Genomic DNA, 21249 nt, shown 5'->3' with positions numbered 1-21249 from the left:
TCACACCTCGGGTCGCAGGGTCGCGAGGCACTCCTCCAGGAACGCGAGGGCCCGCAGATGGTACGTACGGGCCGTGAGGCCCAGGCTGATGTTGTGCCCGGCGTCCGCCAGCCGTTCGACGAGCACCCGGGGCGCGGCGGTGAAACACCCGGCGAGCCGGTCGAGGGCCGCCTCGTCGTGCAGCCACCACGACTCGTACTCGGCGAAGGTCAGCCGGACCGGTACCCGCACCCGGGCGGCCACCTCCGGGAACATCCCGGGCCAGCGCAGCGCCTCGGCCCGCTCCCGCTCCGGCATGGGGGCGACGAGCGCGCCGCTGGCGGTGAAGGTGCCCGGCGGGTAGAGGCGCAGGGCGCCCCAGTTCCGGGTCCAGTGGCCGTGGCCGCGCGCCCCCGGCAGGTCGTCGGGCTCCACCGCGTACTCCTGTCCGCAGCCGGAGACGTCGAGCCCCAGGAGCGGGGCGCCGGCGTCGCCGGTGTCGTGCGCGGCGGCGGTCAGCGCGAGCTTCCCGCCGTAGGAGTGCGCGAGCACGAAGAATCCGGCGCCGGTGGGGTGCCGGGTGGCGAAGTCCGCGAGGGCGGCGCGCAGGGTGTCCGACTGCTCCGCGAGCGTCTGCCCGTGGGGCAGCCGGGCCGTCGACTCGCCGTATCCGGGGCGGTCGAGGGAGAGCACCGTGAAGCCGAGGCGCGCTCCCAGGGAGAGCAGGGAGAGGCCCGGCTGGGCCTGCCCGTGGAAGTACCCGGCGCTCATGCCGCCGCCGTGGAGGGCGACGACGGTCGCGCGCGGCGCCGCGGGCTCCCCGAAGGGCCCGGGTTCGGGCTCGGCGAGGAGGGCGGAGATCGGGACCCCGGCGCCGTCCAGGACGATCCGGCGTACGCCCCCGGTGAGGGGCGCCGCCGGAGCACTCGTCGTGGTCGTCACCGGGCCGCGCCGCCGTCGGCGGAGGCGCCCGGGGTGACGGACGCGTCGGACGCGGGCTCGCCGAACCAGCGGCGCAGGCTCGCGCCCAGGCCCTCGGCGTCCGTACCGGCCAGGGAGGCGGCCGCACCGGCCTCCGTGCCGGCGTCCGACGCGTCCGCGCCGGCGGCCCGCGCGGTCCACGCCACGTGGCCGTCGGGCCGGACCAGGACGGCCGTGACGCCCGCGAGCACGTCCGTGCCCTCGACGGGCAGCGGGGTGCCCGTCACCGTGACCACCCGGTCCTTCCAGGCCGCCGCGGCGTCCCGGACCGCCGGGTCGTCGGCGAGGTCGAGCAGCACGCCCTGCCCGGCGTGGAGCAGCCGGGTCGTGCTGGTCTCCCCCGCCGCCGTGGTGAGCGCCCGGTGCGCGAGCCGCGCCCCGACCAGCGGGTCGTCGGCGCCGCCTGCCAGGTCGTAGCGGATGTCGAGACCGCTGACGACTCCGGCGAGGTGCCGCTTCACGTCGTCGTACGCGAGGAGTTCGGTGAACAGCTCGCGCAGCGGGTCCGACTCCTCGCCGCCGAGGAACACGGTGCCCTGGGCCCGGGTGTTCATCAGCAGGCGCTGCCCCACCGGGTGGCGTTCGCCGTGGTAGGTGTCGAGCAGCCCGTCGGGCGCCGTGCCGCGGACCACGGCGGCCAGCTTCCAGCCGAGGTTGGCCGCGTCCTGGACCCCGGTGCTCAGCCCCTGGCCGCCGGCCGGGAGGTGGATGTGGGCGGCGTCGCCCACCAGCAGCACCCGGCCGCGCCGGTACTCGGTGGCCTGCCGGGTGGTGTCGGTGAAGGAGCTGACCCACTCGGCCGAACCGCCGCTGATGTCCTCGCCCGTGATGCGCTGCCAGGCGGCGGCCACCTCGGCGAAGCTGACGGCCTGGGCGTCCCTGCGGTCGCGCGGCGGGGTGCCGTGCGGGCAGACGATGATCCGGTCGACGCCCTCGGCGAGCGGCGCCGCCATGACCATGCCCTCCGGCAGCCGCTCGCCGAGGAACCGGGGCTTCAGCCCGCAGCCGACGACGTCCGCGAGGTACATCTCGCGGGTGGCGGGGGTGCCGGGGAAGTCGAAGCCGGCCGCCTTGCGCACGGGGCTGTGGCCGCCGTCGCAGCCGACGACGTAGGCCGCGCGCAGCCGCCGCTCCCCCTCGGGGGTGCGGACGGTGATCTCCACGGCGTCGTCGTCCTGGTCGAGGCCGGTGAACTCCCAGCCGCGCCGGATGTCCGCGCCGAGCTCGGTGGCCCACTCCTCCAGGACCGACTCGGTCGTGTACTGGGGGATGCCGCGGGCGCCGAAGTGGGCGCCCTCCAGGACGGTGTAGTCGAACTGCACACCGCCGAAGTGGCCCATCGGGCTGGTCTCCAGGGTCTCCCCCTGGCCGAAGCGCGGCAGCAGTCCGCGCTGGTCGAAGACCTCCATGGCGCGGGCCGTGAAGCCGAGCCCGCGGGACTGGCCGGTGGGCCGCTCAAGGCGCTCGGCGACGAGCACCCGGGCGCCGCCGAGGCGCAGTTCACCGGCGAGCATCAGACCGGTGGGACCCGCGCCGACGACGATCACGTCGGCGTCGAAGCCGGCTTCCGGGGTGGTGGTCACGGCGCTCACTCCGCCGAGCGCGAGTGGACCGCGCGGAAGGAGTTGGCCCAGCGGGAGGTGACGAGGGAGCGGGCGCGCAGCCGGCCCTCGCGGATGTCGGCGGGGCGCTGCTCCTCGGGCAGGGTGTGGAAGGCCTCGTAGAGCTCCTTGCTCTCCCACTGGGCGTAGTTGACGACGTACGTGCCGTCGATGCCGCGGTAGTAGCCGTGCGAGCGGTAGCCCGGGACGGTCTTGATCCACTCGTCGGGCTTGGCGAGGGTGTCCAGGAGCTCCTGCTGCTGGTCCGGCTTCACCTCGAAGAGGATGAAGACGGCGTAGTCGTCGCGCTCGGGCGAGACCTCGGCGGCGGCGCCCAGGTCGGGGTGGTGCTGGGCGTGCACGAGCTCCGTCTTGAGCAGCTTCACGGAGGTGGCGAGCTGGTCGAAGAGCGGCACGGTCTTCTTCTGGAACTTCTGCCCCTGGTAGCGCGCCTCCAGGTCGGCGAGGCTGCGCCACTGGATGTAGTTGAGGGTGCCCGGGGTGTCGACGCCGGCGTGCACGGTGGAGGAGATCCAGCCGGGGTACGTGGCGTTGTCGACGATGTCCTTCATCTCGTCGACGACGCGGGCCTGACCGTCGTAGGTCTCGGTCTCGAAGAGGTTGAAGACGGTCAGGTAGCCGTCTTCGGGGTTGATCAGAGGCATGGTTCTCGGTCCTTCGTCGGGGTTCAGAGGTGGGTGGGGGCGCCGAACCAGCGGTGCAGGGCCGCTTCCGGTCCCGCGCCGTCGGCCGAGGTCCAGGCGAGGTAGCCGTCGGGCCGTACGAGGACGGCGTCGAGTCCGTCGAGGACGCCGCCGGGCACGGGCCTGGCCACGGCGGTGCCGACCCGGCCGGCCCAGGCGGCGGCCGCCGCCGCTCCGGTCCCGGGCCCGGTGCCGCTCGGGTCCAGCGTCAGGAACAGGCCCTGGCCGGCCCGCAGCGACGGGTCGACGGCCTCGCGGCCGTCGTCCACGAGGGCCGTGCGGGGCAGCCGGGTGCCGGTCAGCGGATGCACGTCCGCCGCCCCGGCCCCGTACCGGATGTCGAGTCCTGAGACCTTGCCGGCCAGGTGCGCCCGCACGTCGTCCAGGGCGATGAGCGGGCCGAGGAGGGAGCGGACGGGCTCCGCCTCGGGCCCGCCGAGGAGCAGCAGGGCCTGGGCCCTGATGTTGCCGAGGACCTGGCGGCCGACGGCGTGCCGCTCGTCGTGGTAGGTGTCGAGCAGCCCGTCCGGCGCCGTGCCGCGGACCACGGCGGCGAGCTTCCAGCCGAGGTTGACGGCGTCCTGGAGCCCCAGGTTGAGGGCCTGGCCGCCGATCGGCATCTGCTGGTGGGCGGCGTCCCCCGCCCACAGGACGCGCCCGTCCCGGTAGCGGGTGAGCTGCCGGTTGGCGTCGTGGAAGGAGTTCACCCAGAGCGGCGTGCCGCCGCTGATGTCCTCCCCCGTGACCCGCTTCCACACGTCCACGACCTCGGCGAACTCCGGCTCGCCGGTCCTGGCCACGGCGGGCCTGCCGAACTCGTGGACCATGACCCGGGTGACGCCGTTGCGGCACGCGGCGACGGCCAGTCCGCCGGGCAGCCGCTGGAAGCGCCGGTCGGGGACGTCGATCCCGGCCACATCGGCCCGGAGCAGTTCGCGCCGGGCCTCCTGGCCGGGGAACTCCGCCCCGGCCAGGGCCCGTACGGTGCTCCGCTCCCCGTCGCAGCCCACGGCGTACCGGGCCCGCACGCGCACGTCACGGCCGCCGGGGCCGGTGGCTCCGGCCTCGGCGTACGTCTCCGTCACCGTGAGGGAGCGCAGGGTGTGGCCGCGTCGGACGTCGGCCCCGAGGCCGGTGGCCCACTCCTGGAGCAGCGCCTCGGTCCGGGTCTGCTCGACCTTCCACTGCCCGGGGTGCCGACCGGGCAGGGTCAGGTCGAGCGGGATGCCGCCGAAGTGCCCGCGGGGCTCCGACGGCGGAGTGCCGAGCGGGGTGAGCAGCCCGCGGTCGTCGAGCAGTTCCATCGTGCGGGCGTGCAGCGTGGAGGCCCGGGACTCGGTGGTGGGGGTCTCCCGGCTCTCCAGGACGATCACGTCCGCGCCGCCGAGCCGCAGTTCGCCGGCGAGCATCAGGCCGGTGGGCCCGGCGCCGATGACGACGACGTCGGCGTCCAGGAGGACCGGGGTGTCCGGGGCGTCCGGGGACTCCGGTGCGGGCGCTCCTGCCCGGCGGGGCTCCGTCATGTCAGCGCTTGCCCTCGGCGTAGGCCTTGGCGTACCCGAGGGTGGCCCGGCTGTTGGTGCTGAGCGCCGTCTGCACGTACTCGCGGGCGTCGGCGACGGTGGCGTCGGCGCCGAGGATCCGGGCGATGTTCTCGGTGTTGAGGACGACCGTGTGCTGCGAGGAGGCGGCGACGCCGTCCTCGTTCTCCTCGAACGTCCAGTAGCCGGTGTGCAGGGTCATGAGCGCCGGCAGGGTGATCTGCTTGTAGGCGATCCGGTGGTGCGGGAAGGTCACCCGGTACGACTTCGTCGTGTGGGTGGAGCCGTCCTTGGCCCGGGTGTCCATCTCCAGGCTCTGCAGGCCCGGGGTCTCCTCCTCGAAGCGCACGGTGGCGACGTGCGGCAGCCGCTCCGGCCAGAGGTTCGCCTCGTTGACGAAGTCGTAGGCGTCCTTGGCGGAGCCGTCGATCTGCACGGTGTCCTCGAAGGAGAAGGTGATCTCCTCGGAGGCGTGGGCGAGTTCGACGTTGGTCTTGAGGGCGGCGAGCTCGGAGCGCGAGTTGCGGTCGACGGCCTCGTCGATCCACTTCAGGCCCTCGGGGTCGTCGTCGATCGCCCGGTAGTCGTGCAGCAGGCGGATCCGGGACTCGGTCGCGGAGACCGGCTCGATGATCCAGGTGCCGCCCATGGCGGCGACCGGCGGGGTGGAGACCTCCTGGCGGAAGGTGATCCGGAGGTTGTCCGGGTCCAGGGTCCGCTTGGACGTCCAGTTCTTCGGGGCGCCGTTGGCGGTCGCCCAGATCCGGATGCGCTCCTCCCGCTCGCCGCGCTCGACGTGGTCGACGTAGAGGGTGGGCGGGAAGATCCGCGGCCAGTTCTCCACCTCGGCGATCAGCCGGTACACGGCCTGGGCCGGGGCCGCGACGGTGATCTCGTGCTCGACCTCACGGGTCGTCATCGTGAAACTCCTCGGGACGGTGCGTGTGGGGGTGCGGGGATCAGAAGTTGCCCAGGCCGCCGCAGACGTTGAGCGCCTGCGAGGTGATGGAGGCCGCGGTGTCGGAGGCCAGGTAGCCGACGAGACCGGCGACCTCCTCGGGCGTGGAGTAGCGGCCGAGCGGGATCTTCGACTGGAACTTCTCGAGGATGGCGTCCTCGGAGGTCTCGTACGCGGCGGCGTAGCCCTGGCGGACGCGCTGGGCCATCGGCGTCTCGACGTAACCGGGGCAGACCGCGTTGACGGTGATGCCGGTCGGGGCGAGCTCGTTGCCGAGGGCCTTGGTGAAGCCGACGACGCCGTGCTTCGAGGCCGAGTAGGGGGCGCCGAGGACGACGCCCTGCTTGCCGGCGGTCGAGGCGATGTTGATGATCCGGCCGCGGGACTTCTCGCGCATGCCGCCGGTGGTCAGGGCCTCGCGGGTGAGCCGGAAGACGCTGTTGAGGTTGGTGTCGATGACGTCGTTCCACAGCTCGTCGGCGATGTCGGCGGTGACGCCGCCGCCGCTGCGGCCCGCGTTGTTCACGAGGACGTCGACGGTGCCGAAGCGGTCGACGGCGGCCTGGACGAAGGCCTTGACGTCCTCGCCGGAGCGCACGTCGAGGGTGGTGCCGTCGACCTCAAGGCCCTCGTCCTGGAGCTGCTTGACGGTGGCGGCGACGTTCTCGGCGTTGCGGGCACCGAGGAACACCCGGTGGTTCTGGGACGCCAGGAGCCGGGCGACGGCGAGGCCGATGCCACTGGTGGCTCCGGTGACGAGGGCGACCCTCTTCTCCTGCTTCTCCTGCTGGGACATGCGGTGTCGTCTCTTCTCTGCCAGGGGGCGGCGGTACGGCGGCGGGTGCGGGCGCCGGGTGTTCGGTCGGGTGGGTCAGGCGGCGGCGACGGCCGACAGGTGCGCGTTGACGGCCTCGATGAGGGCGCGCGGGGTGTCGGCGTCGGACAGCACGTCGTCGTCGAGGGTGATGGAGTACTCGCGCTCGATGCGGCTGCCGGTCTCCAGCAGGGCGAGCGACTCGTAGCCGAGCGTCTCGAAGTGGGTGTCGAGGATGTCGCCGTCGAGGTCGACGCCCTCGTCGGCGCCGGCGCCCTCGCGCAGGATCCGCTTGAGGTCGTCGAGGGTGAAGGTCTTGCTGCTCATGGTTCTTCTCCTGGGTGACTGTGAGGTACTGCGGGGGAAAGGTCAGTTCGCGGAACGGACGACCATCGCGGAGTTGAAGCCGCCGTGACCGCGGGCGATCACCAGGGCGGTGTTCACCTCGGCGGTACGGGGCCCGCCGACGACCAGGTCGAGGCCGTACGCGGCGTCCGGCTCGACGTTGACGGTGGGCGGGATGACGCCCTCGTCCATCGCGAGGAACGCGGCGGCCAGGTCGAGCGGCGCGGCGCCGGAGTACAGCCGGCCGGTCATCGTCTTGGGCGCGGTGACCGGGACGGCGCCGGTGCCGAAGACGGCGTTGAGGGCCTCGGCCTCGACGCGGTCGAGCTCGGGGACGGCGGCCGCGTCCGCGAAGACGACGTCGATGTCACCGGGTGCCGCTCCGGCGTCGGCCAGGGCGAGTTCGATGGCCTTGCGCAGGCCGGGCTCGCGCCCGCTGCCCGGCCGGGGGTCGAAGGTGGAGCCGTATCCGGCGATCTCGCCGTAGATCCGGGCCCCGCGCTCCCGGGCCGCCTCGGCGGCCTCCATGACGAGGATCGCCCCACCCTCGCCGGGCACGTGGCCCTGGGCTTCGCGGTCGAAGGGCAGGTACGCCCGGGCGGGCTCCTCGCTGGTGCTGAGCCGGTCGGAGGCGAGCTGCGCCACCCAGCCCCAGGGGCAGAGCGAGGCGTCGACGCCACCGGAGACGATGAGCCGGGTGCCCTTGCGGATCTGTCGGCGGGCCTGCGCGACGGCGTCCAGACCGCCGGCCTGGTCGCTGACGACCACGCCGCTGGGGCCCTTCATGCCGTTGCGGATGGAGATCTGGCCGCTGTTGACGGCGTAGAACCAGGCGAAGGACTGGTACGCGCTGACGTACTGGCTGCCCTGGCTCCACAGCTTCTGCAGCTCGCCCTGGCCGAACTCGAAGCCGCCGGAGGCGCTGGCCGTGACCACGCCCATGTCGAAGTCGTCCTGCTCCTCGGGGCGGACGCCCGCGTCGGCCAGCGCCCAGTCCGCGGCGACCAGCGCGAGGCGGGTCATCCGGTCGGTCTGCGGCAGCAGCCGGCTCGGCAGGTGCTCCTCGGCGGCGAAGCCGGGCACCTCGCCGGCGAGGCGCGCCGGGTAGCCGGTGGGGTCGAAGCGGGTGAGGCGGCCGATGCCGCTCTTCCCGCCGAGGGTCGAGGCCCAGAAGTCCTCGCGGCCCAGGCCGTTGGGTGCGGCGACACCGAGGCCGGTCACCACCACGGACGCGCTCATGCGATCTTCCTCTCGGGACGGGCCAGGACCATGGCGCTCTGGAAGCCGCCGAATCCGCTGCCGACGGTCAGGACCGAGTCCGTGAGCTGCTCGCGGGCGACGAGCGGGACGTAGTCCAGGTCGCACTCGGGGTCCGGGGTGTGCAGGTTCGCCGTCGGCGGGACCACGTTGTGCTCCATGGCCAGGGCCGAGGCGGCGATCTCGATGGAGCCGATGGCACCGAGGGAGTGCCCGACCATCGACTTGATGGAGCTGACCGGGGTGCGGTACGCGTGGTCCCCGAGGCTCTTCTTGAACGCTGCGGTCTCGTGGCGGTCGTTCTGCTTGGTGCCGGAGCCGTGCGCGTTGATGTAGTCGATCTCGGTGGGGTTCATCCGCGCCTCGTCGAGCGCGACCCGGATCGCCTCCGCCATCTCCGCGCCGTCCGGCCGCAGACCGGTCATGTGGTACGCGTTGCTGCGGGTGGCGTAGCCGGCGATCTCGGCGTAGATGTGGGCGCCGCGGGCCCGGGCGCTCTCCAGCTCCTCCAGGACGAAGACGGCCGCGCCCTCGCCGAGCACGAAGCCGTTGCGGGTGCCGTCGAAGGGCCGGGAGGCGTGCGCCGGGTCGTCGTACCGGTTGGTGGTCGCCTTGATGGCGTCGAAGCAGGCCATCGTGATCGGGGAGATCGGGGCGTCCGAGGAACCGGCGATCATGACGTCGGCGGAGCCCTCGCGGATCAGCTCCACGGCGTAGCCGACGGAGTCGAGGCCGGAGGTGCAGCCGGTGGAGACCACGGTGTTGGGGCCCTCGGCGCCGACGGCCCAGGCGACCTCGGCGGAGAAGGAGCTGGGCACCATGTAGTCGTAGAGGTGCGGCACCGCGTAGGCGTGGTCGACGAGGTCGAGCCGGCCGCCGTCGCTGACGACCCGGTACTCCTCGTCGAGGCCCATGGTGGCGCCGACGGCGCTGCCGACGGTGACGCCGACGCGGTACGGGTCGTGGGCGGCCAGGTCGATGCCGCTGTCGGCGACCGCGCCGCGCGCGGCGACCACCGCGAACTGGGCGGCCCGGTCCATGCGGCGGATCTCCTGCGGGCTGAGGCCGTGGGCCTCCGGGTCGAAGTCGATCTCGGCGGCGACCCGGGAGCGGAACGGCGTCGGGTCGAAGAAGGTGATGCCCCGGGTGGCCGTGCGGCCCTCGCTGAGCAGGTTCCAGAAGGCCTTGGATCCGGTGCCACCGGGGGCGAGGACCTCGATGCCGGTGATGACGACGCGTCGCGCGGTCACGCGTTCGCCTCCCAGTTGTAGAAGCGGGTGGCCATGGCGTCGGCGGGCGAGCGCCAGGTGGCCGGGTCGTAGGCCTCGATGAACGGCTTCAGGTCCTCGCTGATGCCCACGAAGCGGGGGTCGGTCTTGGCCCGCTCGATGAGCTCGCCGCCGTTGTCGGCGTCGAAGTCCTGGAGGTGGAAGTAGAGGCCGCGGTACGAGAACAGCTGACGGCGTCGCGTCCCCATGAGATGCGGCATCTCGGAGGCGTCGAATTCGGCGAACAGCTTCGCCACGTCGGTGCTCGATCCGGGTTCCATTCGGGCCACGATCAGAGTGCTGTGCATGTGTTTCTCCTCACCGGAAGAAGTCCTGGAAAAGGACGTGCTGAAGAAGGCAGGGAAAGCGAAGGGAAATAGCGGGGTGGTACGAAAGGGCGCGCGGGGGCGGCGGGTGAATTCAGTCCTTGATGTCGCAGATGGTGGCGCCGGAGGTGACGGACGCGCCGACTTCGGCGGTCAGGCCCTTCACGGTGCCGGAGCGGTGGGCGTTGAGGGGCTGTTCCATCTTCATGGCCTCCAGGACGACGATCAGATCGCCTTCCTTGACCTCCTGGCCCTCCTCGACCGCGACCTTCACGATCGTGCCCTGCATCGGGGAGGCGAGGGTGTCACCCGAGGCGGCCGGGCCGGACTTCTTCGCCGCCCGCCGCTTCGGCTTCGCACCCGCCGCAAGACCCGTCCGGGCCAGCGTCATCCCGAGCGAGGACGGCAGGGAGACCTCAAGACGCTTGCCGCCGACCTCGACCACGATCGTCTCGCGGCCGGCCTCGTCCTCGTCCGCCTCCGCGCCCGCCGGCGCGAACGGCTTGATCTCGTTGACGAACTCCGTCTCGATCCACCGCGTGTGCACCCGGAACGGGTCCGCGGTGAAGTCCGGGTCGGTCACCACCGCCTGGTGGAAGGGGATCGCGGTCGCCATGCCCTCGACGCGGAACTCCGCCAGCGCACGCGCCGCACGCTGCAGCGCCTGCTCACGGCTCGCACCGGTCACGATCAGCTTCGCAAGCAGCGAGTCCCACGCGGGGCCGATCACGGAACCCGACTCCACACCCGCGTCGAGGCGGACACCCGGACCGGTCGGCGGCGTGAACTCGGTGACGGTGCCGGGCGCCGGGAGGAAACCACGGCCCGGGTCCTCACCGTTGATCCGGAACTCGAAGGAGTGACCCCGGATCTCCGGGTCGCCGTAGCCGAGCTCCTCACCGTCCGCGATCCGGAACATCTCCCGCACCAGGTCGATCCCCGTGACCTCCTCCGTCACCGGGTGCTCCACCTGCAGACGGGTGTTGACCTCGAGGAACGAGATCGTGCCGTCCGTGCCGACGAGGAACTCCACCGTGCCGGCACCGACGTAACCGGCCTCCTTCAGGATCGCCTTCGACGCCGCGTACAGCTCCGCGTTCTGAGCCTCCGACAGGAACGGCGCCGGAGCCTCCTCCACCAGCTTCTGGTGACGGCGCTGCAGCGAGCAGTCACGCGTCGAGACGACGACCACGTTGCCGTGCTGGTCGGCCAGGCACTGCGTCTCCACGTGCCGCGGCTTGTCCAGGTACCGCTCCACGAAGCACTCGCCCCGCCCGAACGCCGCCACCGCCTCACGGACCGCGGAGTCGTACAGCTCCGGGACCTCCTCCAGCGTCCGCGCCACCTTCAGACCACGGCCACCGCCACCGAACGCCGCCTTGATCGCGATCGGCAGACCGTGCTCCTCGGCGAACGCCACGACCTCGTCCGCACCCGAGACCGGGTCGGGCGTGCCGGCCACCAGCGGGGCCCCGGCACGCTGGGCGATGTGACGGGCCGCCACCTTGTCACCCAGATCCCGGATCGCCTGCGGCGGCGGACCGATCCACGTCAGACCCGCGTCGAGGACCGCCTGCGCGAACTCCGCGTTCTCCGAAAGGAACCCGTAACCGGGGTGGACCGCGTCCGCACCCGAGTCCGCGGCGGCCTGCAACACCTTCGCCATGTCCAGATAACTGGTCGCCGGAGTGTCACCGCCCAGAGCGAACGCCTCGTCAGCCGCCCGGACATGCAGAGCATCCCGGTCCGGCTCGGCGTACACGGCCACGCTGCCGATACCCGCGTCCCGGCACGCCCGGGCCACACGGACAGCGATTTCGCCACGGTTGGCGATGAGCACCTTGCGCACGACGGTTTCAACTCCTGATCGACTCGCCTTCTCCGTACCCGTTCCGCTTTTCCCGAAAGGGCTCGAAGACGGTGCACCGGACCTTCACGACAAGCTTGTTCCGGTCCAGGACTTCGTTCAAGACTCACCGATTCAGGGATCCGTCAGAATTCACAAGCCCGTGGCGGCAGTGTGGGAAATGCGCCAGGCGAATGTCAGGACGGTGTCAAACACCCCGGTCAGGCACGGCCGGCCCGGTCGGGCGCGAGCGGCGCGGCCGGGCACGAAAAGGCCCGCCCCGGGCCGGCACCTGAGGCGGTGCCGGACCGGGGCGGGCCGGGAGCGATGAGAGGTGTCCGCTCGGACAGCGTCGGCGGTGCCCGGTGGATCACGAGGACGGGAATGTGCGGGGCGGCGTCAGCCGCGGCCGAAGCGGAAACCCACGCCTCGGATGGTGATCACCCAGTCGCTGGCGCCGAGCTTGTTGCGCAGGCTGCTCACATGGGTGTCGACGGTCCGCCTCGACCAGGAGTCCCCCCACACCTGCTGCATCAACTGCTTGCGCGGGATGACCGTGTCGGGGTGGGAGGCGAGCAGATAGAGGAGGTCGAACTCCTTGCGGGTCAGGTCGACGTCCTGGCCGTCGAGCGTGACCTGCCGGGCGGCCGCGTCGATGTGCAGCGGTCCGCGGGTGATCGTGCGGGCGGTGGAGGGCCGGGGCCGGGCCCGGCGCATGACGGCCTCCATCCGGGCCATCAGTTCACGGAAGCCGTAGGGCTTCACCAGGTAGTCGTCCGCGCCGGCCTGGAGGCCGAGGACGCGGTCGAGTTCGCTGCCGCGGCTCGTCACGGCGATCACCGGCACGTCCCCGGCGGACCGGATGCCGCGGCAGACCTCCAAGCCGTCCAGGTCGGGCAGTTCGAGGTCGATCAGGACCAAGTCGGCCTCTTCGTAGGCCTGGAGGGCGGCGCCCCCCGTCTCCACCCGGTCGACCTCGTGGCCGTGCCGGCGGAGCCCCTGTACGAGCCCCTCCCCCTCCTTGCCGCAGCTCTCCACGACCAGGACGCGCCAGCCGGCCGCGGTGACCGGGCCGCCCCTCGCCGATGTGTCCACGCTCACGCCCGACAGACTCGCTCTCCCGGCGAGTCGTGGGGCAGGTATGTGGGGCTCCTTCACTTCTACGGACGTCAGGCTCACGGTTCCCCCTAGCACCTATGTCACTCATTTCCGGGGCCCTTGGAGAGTCCCGGAGTTCCGGGACCCGTAGGGATCCCGCCAACGGGAACGCTACAAACCGCTGCGCCGGTTTGTCAAAGGTCATTTCTCTACCACGGCGTGTGAGATTTTCCGAGAGTCGTGCAACGAAAATTTGACACGGAGTTGACATCGTGATGATTGAAATCGCATCACTTGACAGTGAATGTCCGTTTCTTGGGGCGACATAACAGCAGTCAGGTGAATCCATGGGAGACCACGGGCACTCTTGACCACTTCTTGACAAACCGCTGGTTCGGTTTGTTAATGGCGGCGTCACTTCGGGGAGACTTACCGGAGGTACTGTCCGCCGGCTCACGCCGCGCCCCCAACTCCTTCCGGGAGGAAGGGTTCCGGTTGCCCCGGGTGTCTCCTCGCCCATTCCCCACCGATGCGCCCAAGGTCACACGAAAAACTCGTACAATACCAAGCAGTCGGTTTAAAGACGTCGAGCGGTACGGCGCGACGGGGCGCAAGCCCGTGCCGCTGCGACGCATGGTGCTACTGGAGCCATTGGTGACCAAACAAGAGCGGGCCACACGGACGCGCGACGCCCTGATCAAGTCGGCGGCCAGAGAATTCGACGAGCACGGCTACGCCCTGGCCAAGTTGTCGGCGATCAGTTCGGGAGCGGGCGTGAGCCCCGGCGCCCTCCACTTCCACTTCGAGAACAAGGCGGCGGTGGCCGCCGCCGTCGAGATCGACGCGTCCACCACACTGCGCCGGACCGCCAGGATCGTGTACCACCAGCGGTCGAACGCCCTGCAGAACCTCGCCGACACCACCCATGCGCTGGCCCGGCTGCTCCGCGAGGACGTCGTCGTGCGCGCGGGGTTCCGGCTGAGCTGCTCCCAGCTCTGCGGTACGGACCTCAACCTGCGCCAGGAATGGCAGAGCTGCGTCCAGCAGCGGCTCGCGGAGGCCGCCGACGAGGGCCTGCTCGCCTCGGACATCGGTGGTCAACAGGACCTCGCCCGCACGATCGTGGCCGCCACCATCGGCCTGGAGGCCCTCTGCCGGGACAACGGCGAATGGCTGTCGCCCGGCACCGTCACCGGCCTGTGGCGGACCCTCCTCCCCATGCTCGCGGCCCCCGGGGCGCTCGCCGCCCTGACACCGGCGGGCAGCCCGGGCATGGCCGAGCGGGCGTACACGCCGGTCGCCTGACACCGCGTGCCCGCCGGCCGCCCGACTCCGCGCGTGCCCGCCGGCCGGCCCGCTCAGAGCGCCGTCCCCCCGGTGGCGTCCACGTACTGGCCGGTGATCCACCGGGCGTCGTCGGAGACGAGGAAACCGACCACGTCGGCGACGTCGGCGGGCGTGCCGATCCGGTTGAAGACGGACATCGCCGCGAGGGCCGCGCTCGCCTCCGGGGTGGCCCTGCGGCGGGCGTTCATGTCCGTCGCGATGTAGCCGGGGGCCACCGCGTTGACGGTGATCCCCCGCGGCCCCAGCTCCTTGGCGAGGGCGAGGGTCATCGTGTCGACGGCGCCCTTCGTCATCGCGTAGGTGACGGAGTCGGGGAAGGCGTGCTTCGTGGCCGCCGAGGAGATGTTGACGATCCGGCCGCCGTCCCGCAGCCGGTCGAGGCCCCGCTGGACCAGGAAGAGCGGGGCTTTCACATTGATGGCGAACAGCCGGTCGAACACCTCGGTGGTGAGCTGGTGGATGCGGCCCGAGCCGCTCGCGGCCGCGTTGTTGACGAGGATGTCGAACTCCCGCGCCGCGCCCCGCTCCGCGAGGCCCGCGTCGAGGGCGGCGTAGAAGGTGTCGACGGCGTCCGGCGCCCCGAGTTCCGCGCGGAACGCGAAGGCGCGGCCGCCCCGCCCCTCGATGATCTCCACCGTCTCCAGGGCCGCCTTCTCGTTGCTGCCGTAGTGGACGGCGACCAGGGCGCCGTCCGTGGCAAGTCGCTCGGCGATGCCTCTTCCGATGCCGCGGCTCGCCCCTGTGACGATCGCGGTCCTGCCGGCCAGCGCGGACATGTCGGTGGTGCCTACCTTCTGTTCAGGAATGGTCGAGGAGTCCGTGGTACCACGCCGCGTGGTCCGCGAACCCCGTGGTGAAGCCCGGCCCCGGGTCGCAGCCGAGCTCCCGCCAGGGGCGGTCGTCGGCGAACCAGTGGTCGGTGGCGAGCATGTCCAGGTGGTGCCCCGCGAAGGGGAGGCCGGCGAGCAGCCTGCGGGCGGTCGGGAGGTCCACGGCCCGTCCCCGGGGGAGGCCCGTGCGGGTCAGCAGGGACTCGGCGGCCGCGAGGAGGTCGCCGACCGGCACCGGTTCGGGATGGTCGACGTAGTACGGTCCCGGCTCCGTCGCCGGGGAGAGGGCCGCGCCGAGCAGCGCGCCCGCCAGGCTGTCGACGTCGATCAGGGAGTGCAGCGAGGACCCGCCGTCGAGCGGTCCCGGCAGCGCGGCGAGGAGCCGGACCAGGCCGGGCAACAGCCGGCGGTCCCCGGTGCCGTACACCAGGTGCGGTCGCAGTACGGTCCCGCCGGCGTCCATGACGTGCCGCTCGCCGGCCGCCCGGGTGCTGCTGGTCACCGAGCCGGGGGCGAGCGGCAGGGTGCCGGGGGCGGCGGCGCGGAAGGGGCCGCGGCCGTGTACGGAGGCGGTGCTCAGGGCGACGATCCGGGTCGCCCCGGCGCGGACGGCGGCGTCGACGAGGTTCCGGGTGCCCTCGTCGTTGACCGCCCGGGCCAGTTCCGCGTCCCCGCCGATCGCGGAGGCGCAGTGGATCAGTACGTCGACGCCCTCGCAGGCGCGGCGCAGGGACGCGGGGTCGCGGAGGTCGCCGACGGCGGTCTCGGTCCGCGGTCCGGCGGCCGCGGCCGGGCCGGTGAGCGGGCCGCGGGCGAGCAGCCGTACGTGGGCGGGCTCCCGCGCGGTGGCGGCCGCGGCGGCCACGCGGCCGCCGATGAATCCGGTGGCGCCGGTGATCAGGATGCGAGGGCCCATCGTGCCGATCCGGTTCAGCCCGCCAGCCGGGTGTCGAGTCCGGCGGTGGCCACCGACAGTTCCCGGGACGGGGAGGTGAGCGTACAGCGGAAGACGGGGCTGCCGTCCTGGTGGCCGGTGACCCGGATGGTGGTCGTCGAGGGGTCCGGGGTGGGCACGGACTCGGCCTCGATCCAGCAGGGGCTGTCGAGCTCGACGTAGCGCAGGAAGGAGACGCTCAGGTCGGTGGGCAGATAGGCCGCGCTGCCGGTCGTGGCGGTCGCCGCCTGCCGGGCCGCCTCCAGGAGCACCATCCCGGGCACGTGGTCGTTCGGGCGGCGGAAGAGGGTGGTGTGCGCGGTGTTGACGCGCAGCTGCCACTGGTCGGGCCGGTTTCCGGGGGCGAGGACGACGTCCTCGGTCCGCGCGCGGCCGACGAGGCGCGGGTGCACGCCGGGTATGAGGGGCACGGGTCTGCCCAGCGCCTCCATCCGCTCGCCGCGCATCCGGCGGTACGCCAGGGCGGAGGTGCAGCGGGCCGTGCCGCTGCCGGTGGCGAGGAGCCGGTCGTCGCGGGTGAGCACCACGGTGGTGCGGAGGTTGCGGAGGCGGCTGCCGCGGCGGGTGATGTCGGAGCAGACGACGTCGACGGTGACGTCGGAGGAGAGGCCGTCCACCGTGAGCGCCTCGGAGTCGGCGCTGTAGGAGAGGTCCCACATGACGAACTGTTCGTCCAGGGGTACCCCCAGCTCGGCGTGAGCGACCAGCATGCTGGTCTGGCGTATCGTCTCGGCCACCAGCATGGGGTCGTGCCGGGCCCCGGCGACGGGAGAGAAGAAGGGATGTGAGGCAGGCCACCGGGCGGATACGGAGAACCGATTCTGCCGGAGCTGCGTCCAGTCCGTGGGAATGATGTCCGCGGGATCGGCGCGGTGAACGAATTCCCCTGGGACGTGCGTCGTCACGCCCCGATGGCTCTGGTCCATGAATCCCCCTTGCGTTCCCACCCCCCGGCGGTGAAAACCGCCGATCGTAGAATACGTACAGCGCGGTTTTCTTTTCAATGCTTCACGTCACACGTAGAGCACAGACAGCGAGACAGCAGGAGGCGCCTTGGCACAGCAAGCGCGTGCAATCCGAACCCGCCGGTTGATCCTCGAGTCCGCCGCGACGGTCTTCGCGGAGCGCGGCTACGAGCGGACGACCATCGGCGAGATCCTGGTGCGCGCCGGGGTGACCAAGGGAGCTCTGTATTTCCACTTTGCTTCCAAGGAAGATCTGGCCCTCGGCGTGCTGGACGCCCAGATGCTCGACGAGCCGCTGCCGCCGCAGGCCGTCAAGCTCCAGGAGCTGGTGGACCAGGGCTTCCTGCTCGCCCACCGGCTCAAGCGCGACGCCCTCGTGCGCGCGAGCGTCGCCCTGGCCCTGGACAGCGGCGCCACCGGGGTCGACCGGGGTGCGCCGTTCCGGGCGTGGATCGACCAGGTCTCCGAGATCCTGACGGTGGCCAAGGCGCGGGGCGAGCTGCTCCTGCACGTGGACGTGACGGATACGGCGGAGCTCTTCTCGGGGGCGTACGCGGGAATCCAGACCATGTCGCAGATCCTGTGCGATCGCAATGATCTGACGCACCGGGTCTCGGTCCTGCTGCAGCACGTACTGCCGACCATCTGCACGCCGGCGGTTCTGCCGGGACTCGACATGACGGAGGCCCGTGCGCGACAGCTGGCGCTCGACTACGACGCGAGCCGCCGCCGGAGGGAAGAAGGAAACCTCGCCGACACCCCGAGTTAACAAAAACCGACCGACCGGTACTTTGAGCGCCCCGATGCAGAACAGCGTCGGGGCGCTCTGGCATCATGGCACTGAGTGTGTTTTGCTGAGGGTACTCAGTGCCACAAGCGTCTAGGGGAGCTCCACATCATGGGCAAGGACTTCGACCTGTATCGGCCCTCCGAGGAGCACGACATGCTCCGGGAGTCGGTGCGTGCTCTGGCGGAGGCGAAGATCGTGCCGTTCGCCGCGGCGGTGGACGAGGAGGGGCGTTTCCCGCAGGAGGCGCTGGACGCGCTGGTCGCCAACGACCTGCACGCCGTGCACGTCCCGGAGACCTACGGCGGCGCGGGCGCGGACGCCCTCGCCACGGTGATCGTGATCGAGGAGGTCGCCCGTGCCTGCGGCAGTTCCTCGCTGATCCCGGCGGTCAACAAGCTGGGCTCGCTGCCGGTGATCCTCTCCGGCTCCGAGGAGCTCAAGCACAAGTACCTCGGCCCGCTCGCCAAGGGCGACGCGATGTTCTCCTACGCCCTGTCCGAGCCCGACGCGGGCTCCGACGCGGCCGGCATGAAGACCCGTGCGGTGCGCGACGGCGACTTCTGGATCCTCAACGGCGTCAAGCGGTGGATCACCAACGCCGGCGTCTCCGAGTACTACACCGTGATGGCCGTCACCGACCCCGACAAGCGGTCCAAGGGCATCAGCGCCTTCGTCGTGGAGAAGTCCGACGAGGGCGTCTCCTTCGGCGCCCCGGAGAAGAAGCTCGGCATCAAGGGCTCCCCCACCCGCGAGGTCTACCTCGACAACGTCCGCATCCCCGCCGACCGCATGATCGGCGCCGAGGGCACCGGCTTCGCCACCGCCATGAAGACCCTCGACCACACCCGCATCACCATCGCCGCCCAGGCCATCGGCATCGCCCAGGGCGCCCTCGACTACGCCAAGGGCTACGTCAAGGAGCGCAAGCAGTTCGGCAAGCCCATCGCCGACTTCCAGGGCGTCCAGTTCATGCTCGCCGACATGGCCATGAAGCTCGAAGCCGCCCGCCAGCTCACCTACGCGGCCGCCGCCAAGAGTGAGCGCGTCGACGGCGATCTGACCTTCTTCGGCGCCGCCGCCAAGTGCTTCGCCTCCGACGTCGCCATGGAGGTCACCACCGACGCCGTCCAGCTCCTCGGCGGCTACGGCTACACCCGCGACTACCCCGTCGAGCGCATGATGCGCGACGCCAAGATCACCCAGATCTACGAAGGCACCAACCAGGTCCAGCGCATCGTCATGGCCCGCAACCTCCCGTAATCACCAGACTGTTGGAAGGAGACAGGCCGTGACCCTCAAGATCGCTGTCTGTGTGAAGTACGTCCCCGACGCGACCGGCGACCGCGGTTTCGCCGACGACCTGACCGTCGACCGTGACGAGGTCGACGGCCTGCTGTCGGAGCTCGACGAGTACGCCGTCGAGCAGGCGCTGCGGATCTCCGAGGAGTCCGACGACGCCGAGGTCACCGTCGTCACCGTGGGCCCGGACGACGCCAAGGACGCGCTGCGCAAGGCGCTGTCCATGGGCGCCGACAAGGCCGTCCACGTCAACGACGAGGACATCCACGGCTCCGACGTGTTCGGCACCTCCGCGATCCTGGCGAAGGCCCTGGAGAAGACCGGCTTCGACCTGGTCGTCTGCGGCATGGCGTCCACCGACGGCTCGATGGGCGTGCTGCCCGCGCTGCTCGCCGAGCGGCTGGGCCTGCCGCAGGTCACCCTGCTCTCGGAGCTCTCCGTCGAGGACGGCCTCGTGAAGGGCCGCCGTGACGGCGACGCCGCCACGGAGCTCCTCGAGGCCCCGCTGCCGGCCGTCGTGTCGGTCACCGACCAGTCCGGCGAGGCCCGTTACCCCTCCTTCAAGGGGATCATGGCCGCCAAGAAGAAGCCGGTCGAGGAGCTGGACCTGGACGACCTGGACATCGACGCCGACGAGGTGGGCCACGCCGGCGCGTGGACCCTGGTCGACTCGGTGGCCGCGCGCCCGGCCCGTACGCAGGGCACGATCGTCACGGACGAGGGCGACGGCGGCAAGCAGCTCGCCGCCTTCCTCGCCACCCAGAAGTTCATCTGACCCGCCGTCAGCCTGACACCCCACAGGAGCAACGAATCATGGCTGAGATCCTGGTTCTCGTGGACCACGCCGACGGTGCGGTCCGCAAGCCGGCCCTCGAACTGCTGACCCTGGCCCGCCGGATCGGCGAGCCCACCGCGGTCGTGCTCGGTGCCGGCGAGGCCGCGGCCTCCATCGCCGCCACCGCCGGCGAGTACGGCGCCGCCACCGTGTACGTCGCGGACGGCGCCGAGTTCACCGAGCAGCTCGTCGTGCCGAAGGTCGACGCGCTCACCCAGCTCGCGAAGGAGAAGGGGGCCGCCGCCGTCCTGGTGACCTCCTCCGGTGAGGGCAAGGAGATCGCGGCCCGTGTCGCGCTCCGCCTCGGCTCCGGCCTGATCACCGACGCGGTGGAGCTGGAGGCCGGCGAGAACGCCCCGGTCGCCACCCAGTCCGTCTTCGCCGCCTCGTACCAGGTGAAGTCGACGGTCACGCACGGCGTGCCGGTCATCACCGTCAAGCCGAACTCCGCCGCCCCGGAGGCCGCCCCGGCCGCCGGTACGGTCGAGAACGTCACGGTCGCCTTCACCGGCAACGCCGCGAAGGTCGTCTCGCGCACCGCGCGGGTCTCCACCGGCCGCCCCGAGCTGACCGAGTCCGCGATCGTGGTCTCCGGCGGCCGCGGTGTCGGAGCGGCCGAGGGCTTCGCGGTCGTCGAGAAGCTGGCCGACTCGCTCGGCGCGGCCGTCGGCGCCTCCCGCGCCGCCGTGGACGCGGGCTGGTACCCGCACTCCAACCAGGTCGGCCAGACCGGCAAGCAGGTCTCGCCGCAGCTGTACGTCGCGGCGGGAATCTCCGGCGCCATCCAGCACCGGGCCGGCATGCAGACCTCGAAGACGATCGTCGCGGTCAACAAGGACCCCGAGGCCCCGATCTTCGACCTGGTGGACTACGGCGTGGTCGGCGACCTCTTCGAGGTGCTGCCGCAGCTGACGGACGAGATCGGCGCGCGCTGACCCGACGGCGCGCTGACCTGACGGCAACGAGAAGGGGCGGGTGGCACAGAGTGCCACCCGCCCCTTCTCGTTCTGTCCGTCCGCATGCCCTCAGTACCAGCCGTCGAGGGGGACCTCCTCGCAGAGCCGGACGACCGGCCTGCGCCCGGAGGCAGCGGCGCCGGAGACCTTGACCCGGACGCCGGGGCGCACGGCGTGCGGCGGCCCGTCGACCCGGCAGCGGACCACGAACCCCTCCGTCATGTGGACCGGCCAGAGGTCGTTGTCGGCGGCGGCGACCCCGCGGCGCACGGAGATCACGCCCTCTCCCCCGCTGAGTTCGGGCGCCAGGTCCGTCGACCCGCAGGTCGGACAGAGCAGGCGCTGGAACGTCGTGGTGTGGCACCAGCGGCAGCGCTGGAAGTACAGCTCGGAGTCGGGCGCCGACTCGTCGGCGGCCTGGACGGCGGTCCCGCTCCTCAGTCCCGTGTGGAACACGATGCCTTCTCCTTGCACTCGGCGGCTCGACCGTGCATGGAGCAAAGATATGGCACTGAGTGCCATCAAATAAAGACCTGAGTTCCCTCAATTAGAGA

At 71.6% G+C, this 21249-nt stretch carries 21 protein-coding genes; 5 read left to right on the top strand and 16 right to left on the bottom strand.

Annotated features, from left to right (window positions below):
* From DEJ43_RS30025 to DEJ43_RS29970, 12 genes are all read right to left on the bottom strand, one after another.
* Positions 1 to 921 carry an alpha/beta hydrolase gene (locus tag DEJ43_RS30025; RefSeq protein ID WP_015037169.1) on the bottom strand — a complete coding sequence of 307 codons (921 nt, stop codon included), beginning with the start codon at positions 919 to 921 and terminating at the stop codon, positions 1 to 3.
* Positions 918 to 2552, bottom strand: a complete 1635-nt coding sequence (locus DEJ43_RS30020) for an FAD-dependent monooxygenase (RefSeq protein WP_015037168.1) — start codon at positions 2550 to 2552, stop codon at positions 918 to 920. The genes DEJ43_RS30025 and DEJ43_RS30020 overlap by 4 nt, the downstream gene beginning before the upstream one ends.
* Positions 2549 to 3226, bottom strand: a complete 678-nt coding sequence (locus tag DEJ43_RS30015) for an antibiotic biosynthesis monooxygenase family protein (protein WP_015037167.1) — start codon at positions 3224 to 3226, stop codon at positions 2549 to 2551. Before DEJ43_RS30015 ends, DEJ43_RS30020 begins: the two co-directional genes overlap by 4 nt.
* 23 nt (positions 3227 to 3249) lie before the next feature.
* Entirely contained in the window at positions 3250 to 4788 is a 1539-nt protein-coding gene (locus DEJ43_RS30010) for an FAD-dependent monooxygenase (RefSeq protein WP_015037166.1), read from the bottom strand.
* Between the two features lies 1 nt (position 4789).
* Positions 4790 to 5725, bottom strand: coding sequence for an aromatase/cyclase (locus DEJ43_RS30005; RefSeq protein WP_015037165.1), 936 nt, complete (start codon positions 5723 to 5725; stop codon positions 4790 to 4792).
* A 40-nt stretch (positions 5726 to 5765) separates the two neighbouring features.
* Positions 5766 to 6560, bottom strand: coding sequence for a 3-oxoacyl-ACP reductase FabG (gene fabG, locus DEJ43_RS30000; protein WP_015037164.1), 795 nt, complete (start codon positions 6558 to 6560; stop codon positions 5766 to 5768).
* Positions 6561 to 6635: 75 nt separating this feature from the next.
* On the bottom strand, positions 6636 to 6905 hold the full coding sequence (locus DEJ43_RS29995; protein ID WP_015037163.1) for an acyl carrier protein: 270 nt from the start codon (positions 6903 to 6905) through the stop codon (positions 6636 to 6638).
* Positions 6906 to 6947: 42 nt separating this feature from the next.
* Positions 6948 to 8162, bottom strand: coding sequence for a ketosynthase chain-length factor (locus DEJ43_RS29990; protein ID WP_015037162.1), 1215 nt, complete (start codon positions 8160 to 8162; stop codon positions 6948 to 6950).
* Entirely contained in the window at positions 8159 to 9430 is a 1272-nt protein-coding gene (locus DEJ43_RS29985) for a beta-ketoacyl-[acyl-carrier-protein] synthase family protein (protein ID WP_071892241.1), read from the bottom strand. Before DEJ43_RS29985 ends, DEJ43_RS29990 begins: the two co-directional genes overlap by 4 nt.
* The gene (locus DEJ43_RS29980; RefSeq protein ID WP_015037157.1) at positions 9427 to 9756 is read right to left on the bottom strand and encodes a TcmI family type II polyketide cyclase; all 330 of its coding nucleotides are present in this window, start codon (positions 9754 to 9756) and stop codon (positions 9427 to 9429) included. Before DEJ43_RS29980 ends, DEJ43_RS29985 begins: the two co-directional genes overlap by 4 nt.
* Positions 9757 to 9868: 112 nt before the next feature.
* Positions 9869 to 11623: an acetyl/propionyl/methylcrotonyl-CoA carboxylase subunit alpha gene (locus DEJ43_RS29975; RefSeq protein ID WP_015035778.1), complete on the bottom strand. Its 1755-nt coding sequence runs from the start codon at positions 11621 to 11623 to the stop codon at positions 9869 to 9871.
* A gap of 396 nt (positions 11624 to 12019) precedes the next feature.
* Positions 12020 to 12721: a response regulator transcription factor gene (locus tag DEJ43_RS29970; protein WP_223831132.1), complete on the bottom strand. Its 702-nt coding sequence runs from the start codon at positions 12719 to 12721 to the stop codon at positions 12020 to 12022.
* Between the two features lie 651 nt (positions 12722 to 13372).
* On the opposite strand from DEJ43_RS29970, the gene DEJ43_RS29965 reads away from it, so the two are divergent.
* Positions 13373 to 14023 (top strand): ScbR family autoregulator-binding transcription factor, encoded by a 651-nt coding sequence (locus DEJ43_RS29965; RefSeq protein WP_041663048.1) that lies wholly within the window; start codon positions 13373 to 13375, stop codon positions 14021 to 14023.
* A 53-nt stretch (positions 14024 to 14076) separates the two neighbouring features.
* Here the strand turns inward: DEJ43_RS29965 and DEJ43_RS29960 are convergent, their stop codons facing one another.
* The 3 genes from DEJ43_RS29960 to DEJ43_RS29950 are packed head-to-tail and all read right to left on the bottom strand — an operon-like array spanning position 14077 to position 16776.
* Entirely contained in the window at positions 14077 to 14841 is a 765-nt protein-coding gene (locus DEJ43_RS29960; protein WP_015037152.1) for an SDR family oxidoreductase, read from the bottom strand.
* A gap of 22 nt (positions 14842 to 14863) precedes the next feature.
* The gene (locus DEJ43_RS29955) at positions 14864 to 15811 is read right to left on the bottom strand and encodes an NAD-dependent epimerase/dehydratase family protein (RefSeq protein ID WP_015037151.1); all 948 of its coding nucleotides are present in this window, start codon (positions 15809 to 15811) and stop codon (positions 14864 to 14866) included.
* Positions 15812 to 15825: 14 nt separating this feature from the next.
* Positions 15826 to 16776 carry a ScbA/BarX family gamma-butyrolactone biosynthesis protein gene (locus tag DEJ43_RS29950; protein WP_015037150.1) on the bottom strand — a complete coding sequence of 317 codons (951 nt, stop codon included), beginning with the start codon at positions 16774 to 16776 and terminating at the stop codon, positions 15826 to 15828.
* 127 nt (positions 16777 to 16903) lie between these two features.
* On the opposite strand from DEJ43_RS29950, the gene DEJ43_RS29945 reads away from it, so the two are divergent.
* From DEJ43_RS29945 to DEJ43_RS29930, 4 genes are all read left to right on the top strand, one after another.
* Positions 16904 to 17584, top strand: coding sequence for a ScbR family autoregulator-binding transcription factor (locus DEJ43_RS29945; protein WP_015037149.1), 681 nt, complete (start codon positions 16904 to 16906; stop codon positions 17582 to 17584).
* A 129-nt stretch (positions 17585 to 17713) separates the two neighbouring features.
* Positions 17714 to 18865 (top strand): acyl-CoA dehydrogenase family protein, encoded by a 1152-nt coding sequence (locus DEJ43_RS29940; protein ID WP_015037148.1) that lies wholly within the window; start codon positions 17714 to 17716, stop codon positions 18863 to 18865.
* 28 nt (positions 18866 to 18893) lie between these two features.
* Positions 18894 to 19679 (top strand): electron transfer flavoprotein subunit beta/FixA family protein, encoded by a 786-nt coding sequence (locus tag DEJ43_RS29935; protein ID WP_015037147.1) that lies wholly within the window; start codon positions 18894 to 18896, stop codon positions 19677 to 19679.
* Between the two features lie 38 nt (positions 19680 to 19717).
* Positions 19718 to 20674: an electron transfer flavoprotein subunit alpha/FixB family protein gene (locus DEJ43_RS29930; protein WP_015037146.1), complete on the top strand. Its 957-nt coding sequence runs from the start codon at positions 19718 to 19720 to the stop codon at positions 20672 to 20674.
* A 90-nt stretch (positions 20675 to 20764) separates the two neighbouring features.
* Here DEJ43_RS29930 and DEJ43_RS29925 read toward each other — a convergent pair whose 3' ends face one another.
* On the bottom strand, positions 20765 to 21151 hold the full coding sequence (locus DEJ43_RS29925; protein WP_015037145.1) for a zinc ribbon domain-containing protein: 387 nt from the start codon (positions 21149 to 21151) through the stop codon (positions 20765 to 20767).
* Positions 21152 to 21249 lie beyond the last annotated feature (98 nt).

This window comes from Streptomyces venezuelae ATCC 10712 (genome assembly GCF_008639165.1).
Taxonomy (GTDB): Bacteria; Actinomycetota; Actinomycetes; order Streptomycetales; family Streptomycetaceae; genus Streptomyces; species Streptomyces venezuelae.
The sequence above is the reverse complement of the archived record's forward strand: the minus strand, read 5'-3'. Positions and strand labels throughout refer to the sequence as shown.

Coding starts and splice junctions, on each gene's coding strand:
- DEJ43_RS29990 (WP_015037162.1), bottom strand. CDS start 8,162: ATGAGCGCGTCCGTGGTGGTGACCGGCCTCGGTGTCGCCGCACCCAAC.
- DEJ43_RS29980 (WP_015037157.1), bottom strand. CDS start 9,756: ATGCACAGCACTCTGATCGTGGCCCGAATGGAACCCGGATCGAGCACC.
- DEJ43_RS29940 (WP_015037148.1), top strand. CDS start 17,714: ATGGGCAAGGACTTCGACCTGTATCGGCCCTCCGAGGAGCACGACATG.
- DEJ43_RS29930 (WP_015037146.1), top strand. CDS start 19,718: ATGGCTGAGATCCTGGTTCTCGTGGACCACGCCGACGGTGCGGTCCGC.
- DEJ43_RS30015 (WP_015037167.1), bottom strand. CDS start 3,226: ATGCCTCTGATCAACCCCGAAGACGGCTACCTGACCGTCTTCAACCTC.
- DEJ43_RS29950 (WP_015037150.1), bottom strand. CDS start 16,776: ATGGACCAGAGCCATCGGGGCGTGACGACGCACGTCCCAGGGGAATTC.
- fabG (WP_015037164.1), bottom strand. CDS start 6,560: ATGTCCCAGCAGGAGAAGCAGGAGAAGAGGGTCGCCCTCGTCACCGGA.
- DEJ43_RS30005 (WP_015037165.1), bottom strand. CDS start 5,725: ATGACGACCCGTGAGGTCGAGCACGAGATCACCGTCGCGGCCCCGGCC.
- DEJ43_RS30010 (WP_015037166.1), bottom strand. CDS start 4,788: ATGACGGAGCCCCGCCGGGCAGGAGCGCCCGCACCGGAGTCCCCGGAC.
- DEJ43_RS29995 (WP_015037163.1), bottom strand. CDS start 6,905: ATGAGCAGCAAGACCTTCACCCTCGACGACCTCAAGCGGATCCTGCGC.
- DEJ43_RS29960 (WP_015037152.1), bottom strand. CDS start 14,841: ATGTCCGCGCTGGCCGGCAGGACCGCGATCGTCACAGGGGCGAGCCGC.
- DEJ43_RS29955 (WP_015037151.1), bottom strand. CDS start 15,811: ATGGGCCCTCGCATCCTGATCACCGGCGCCACCGGATTCATCGGCGGC.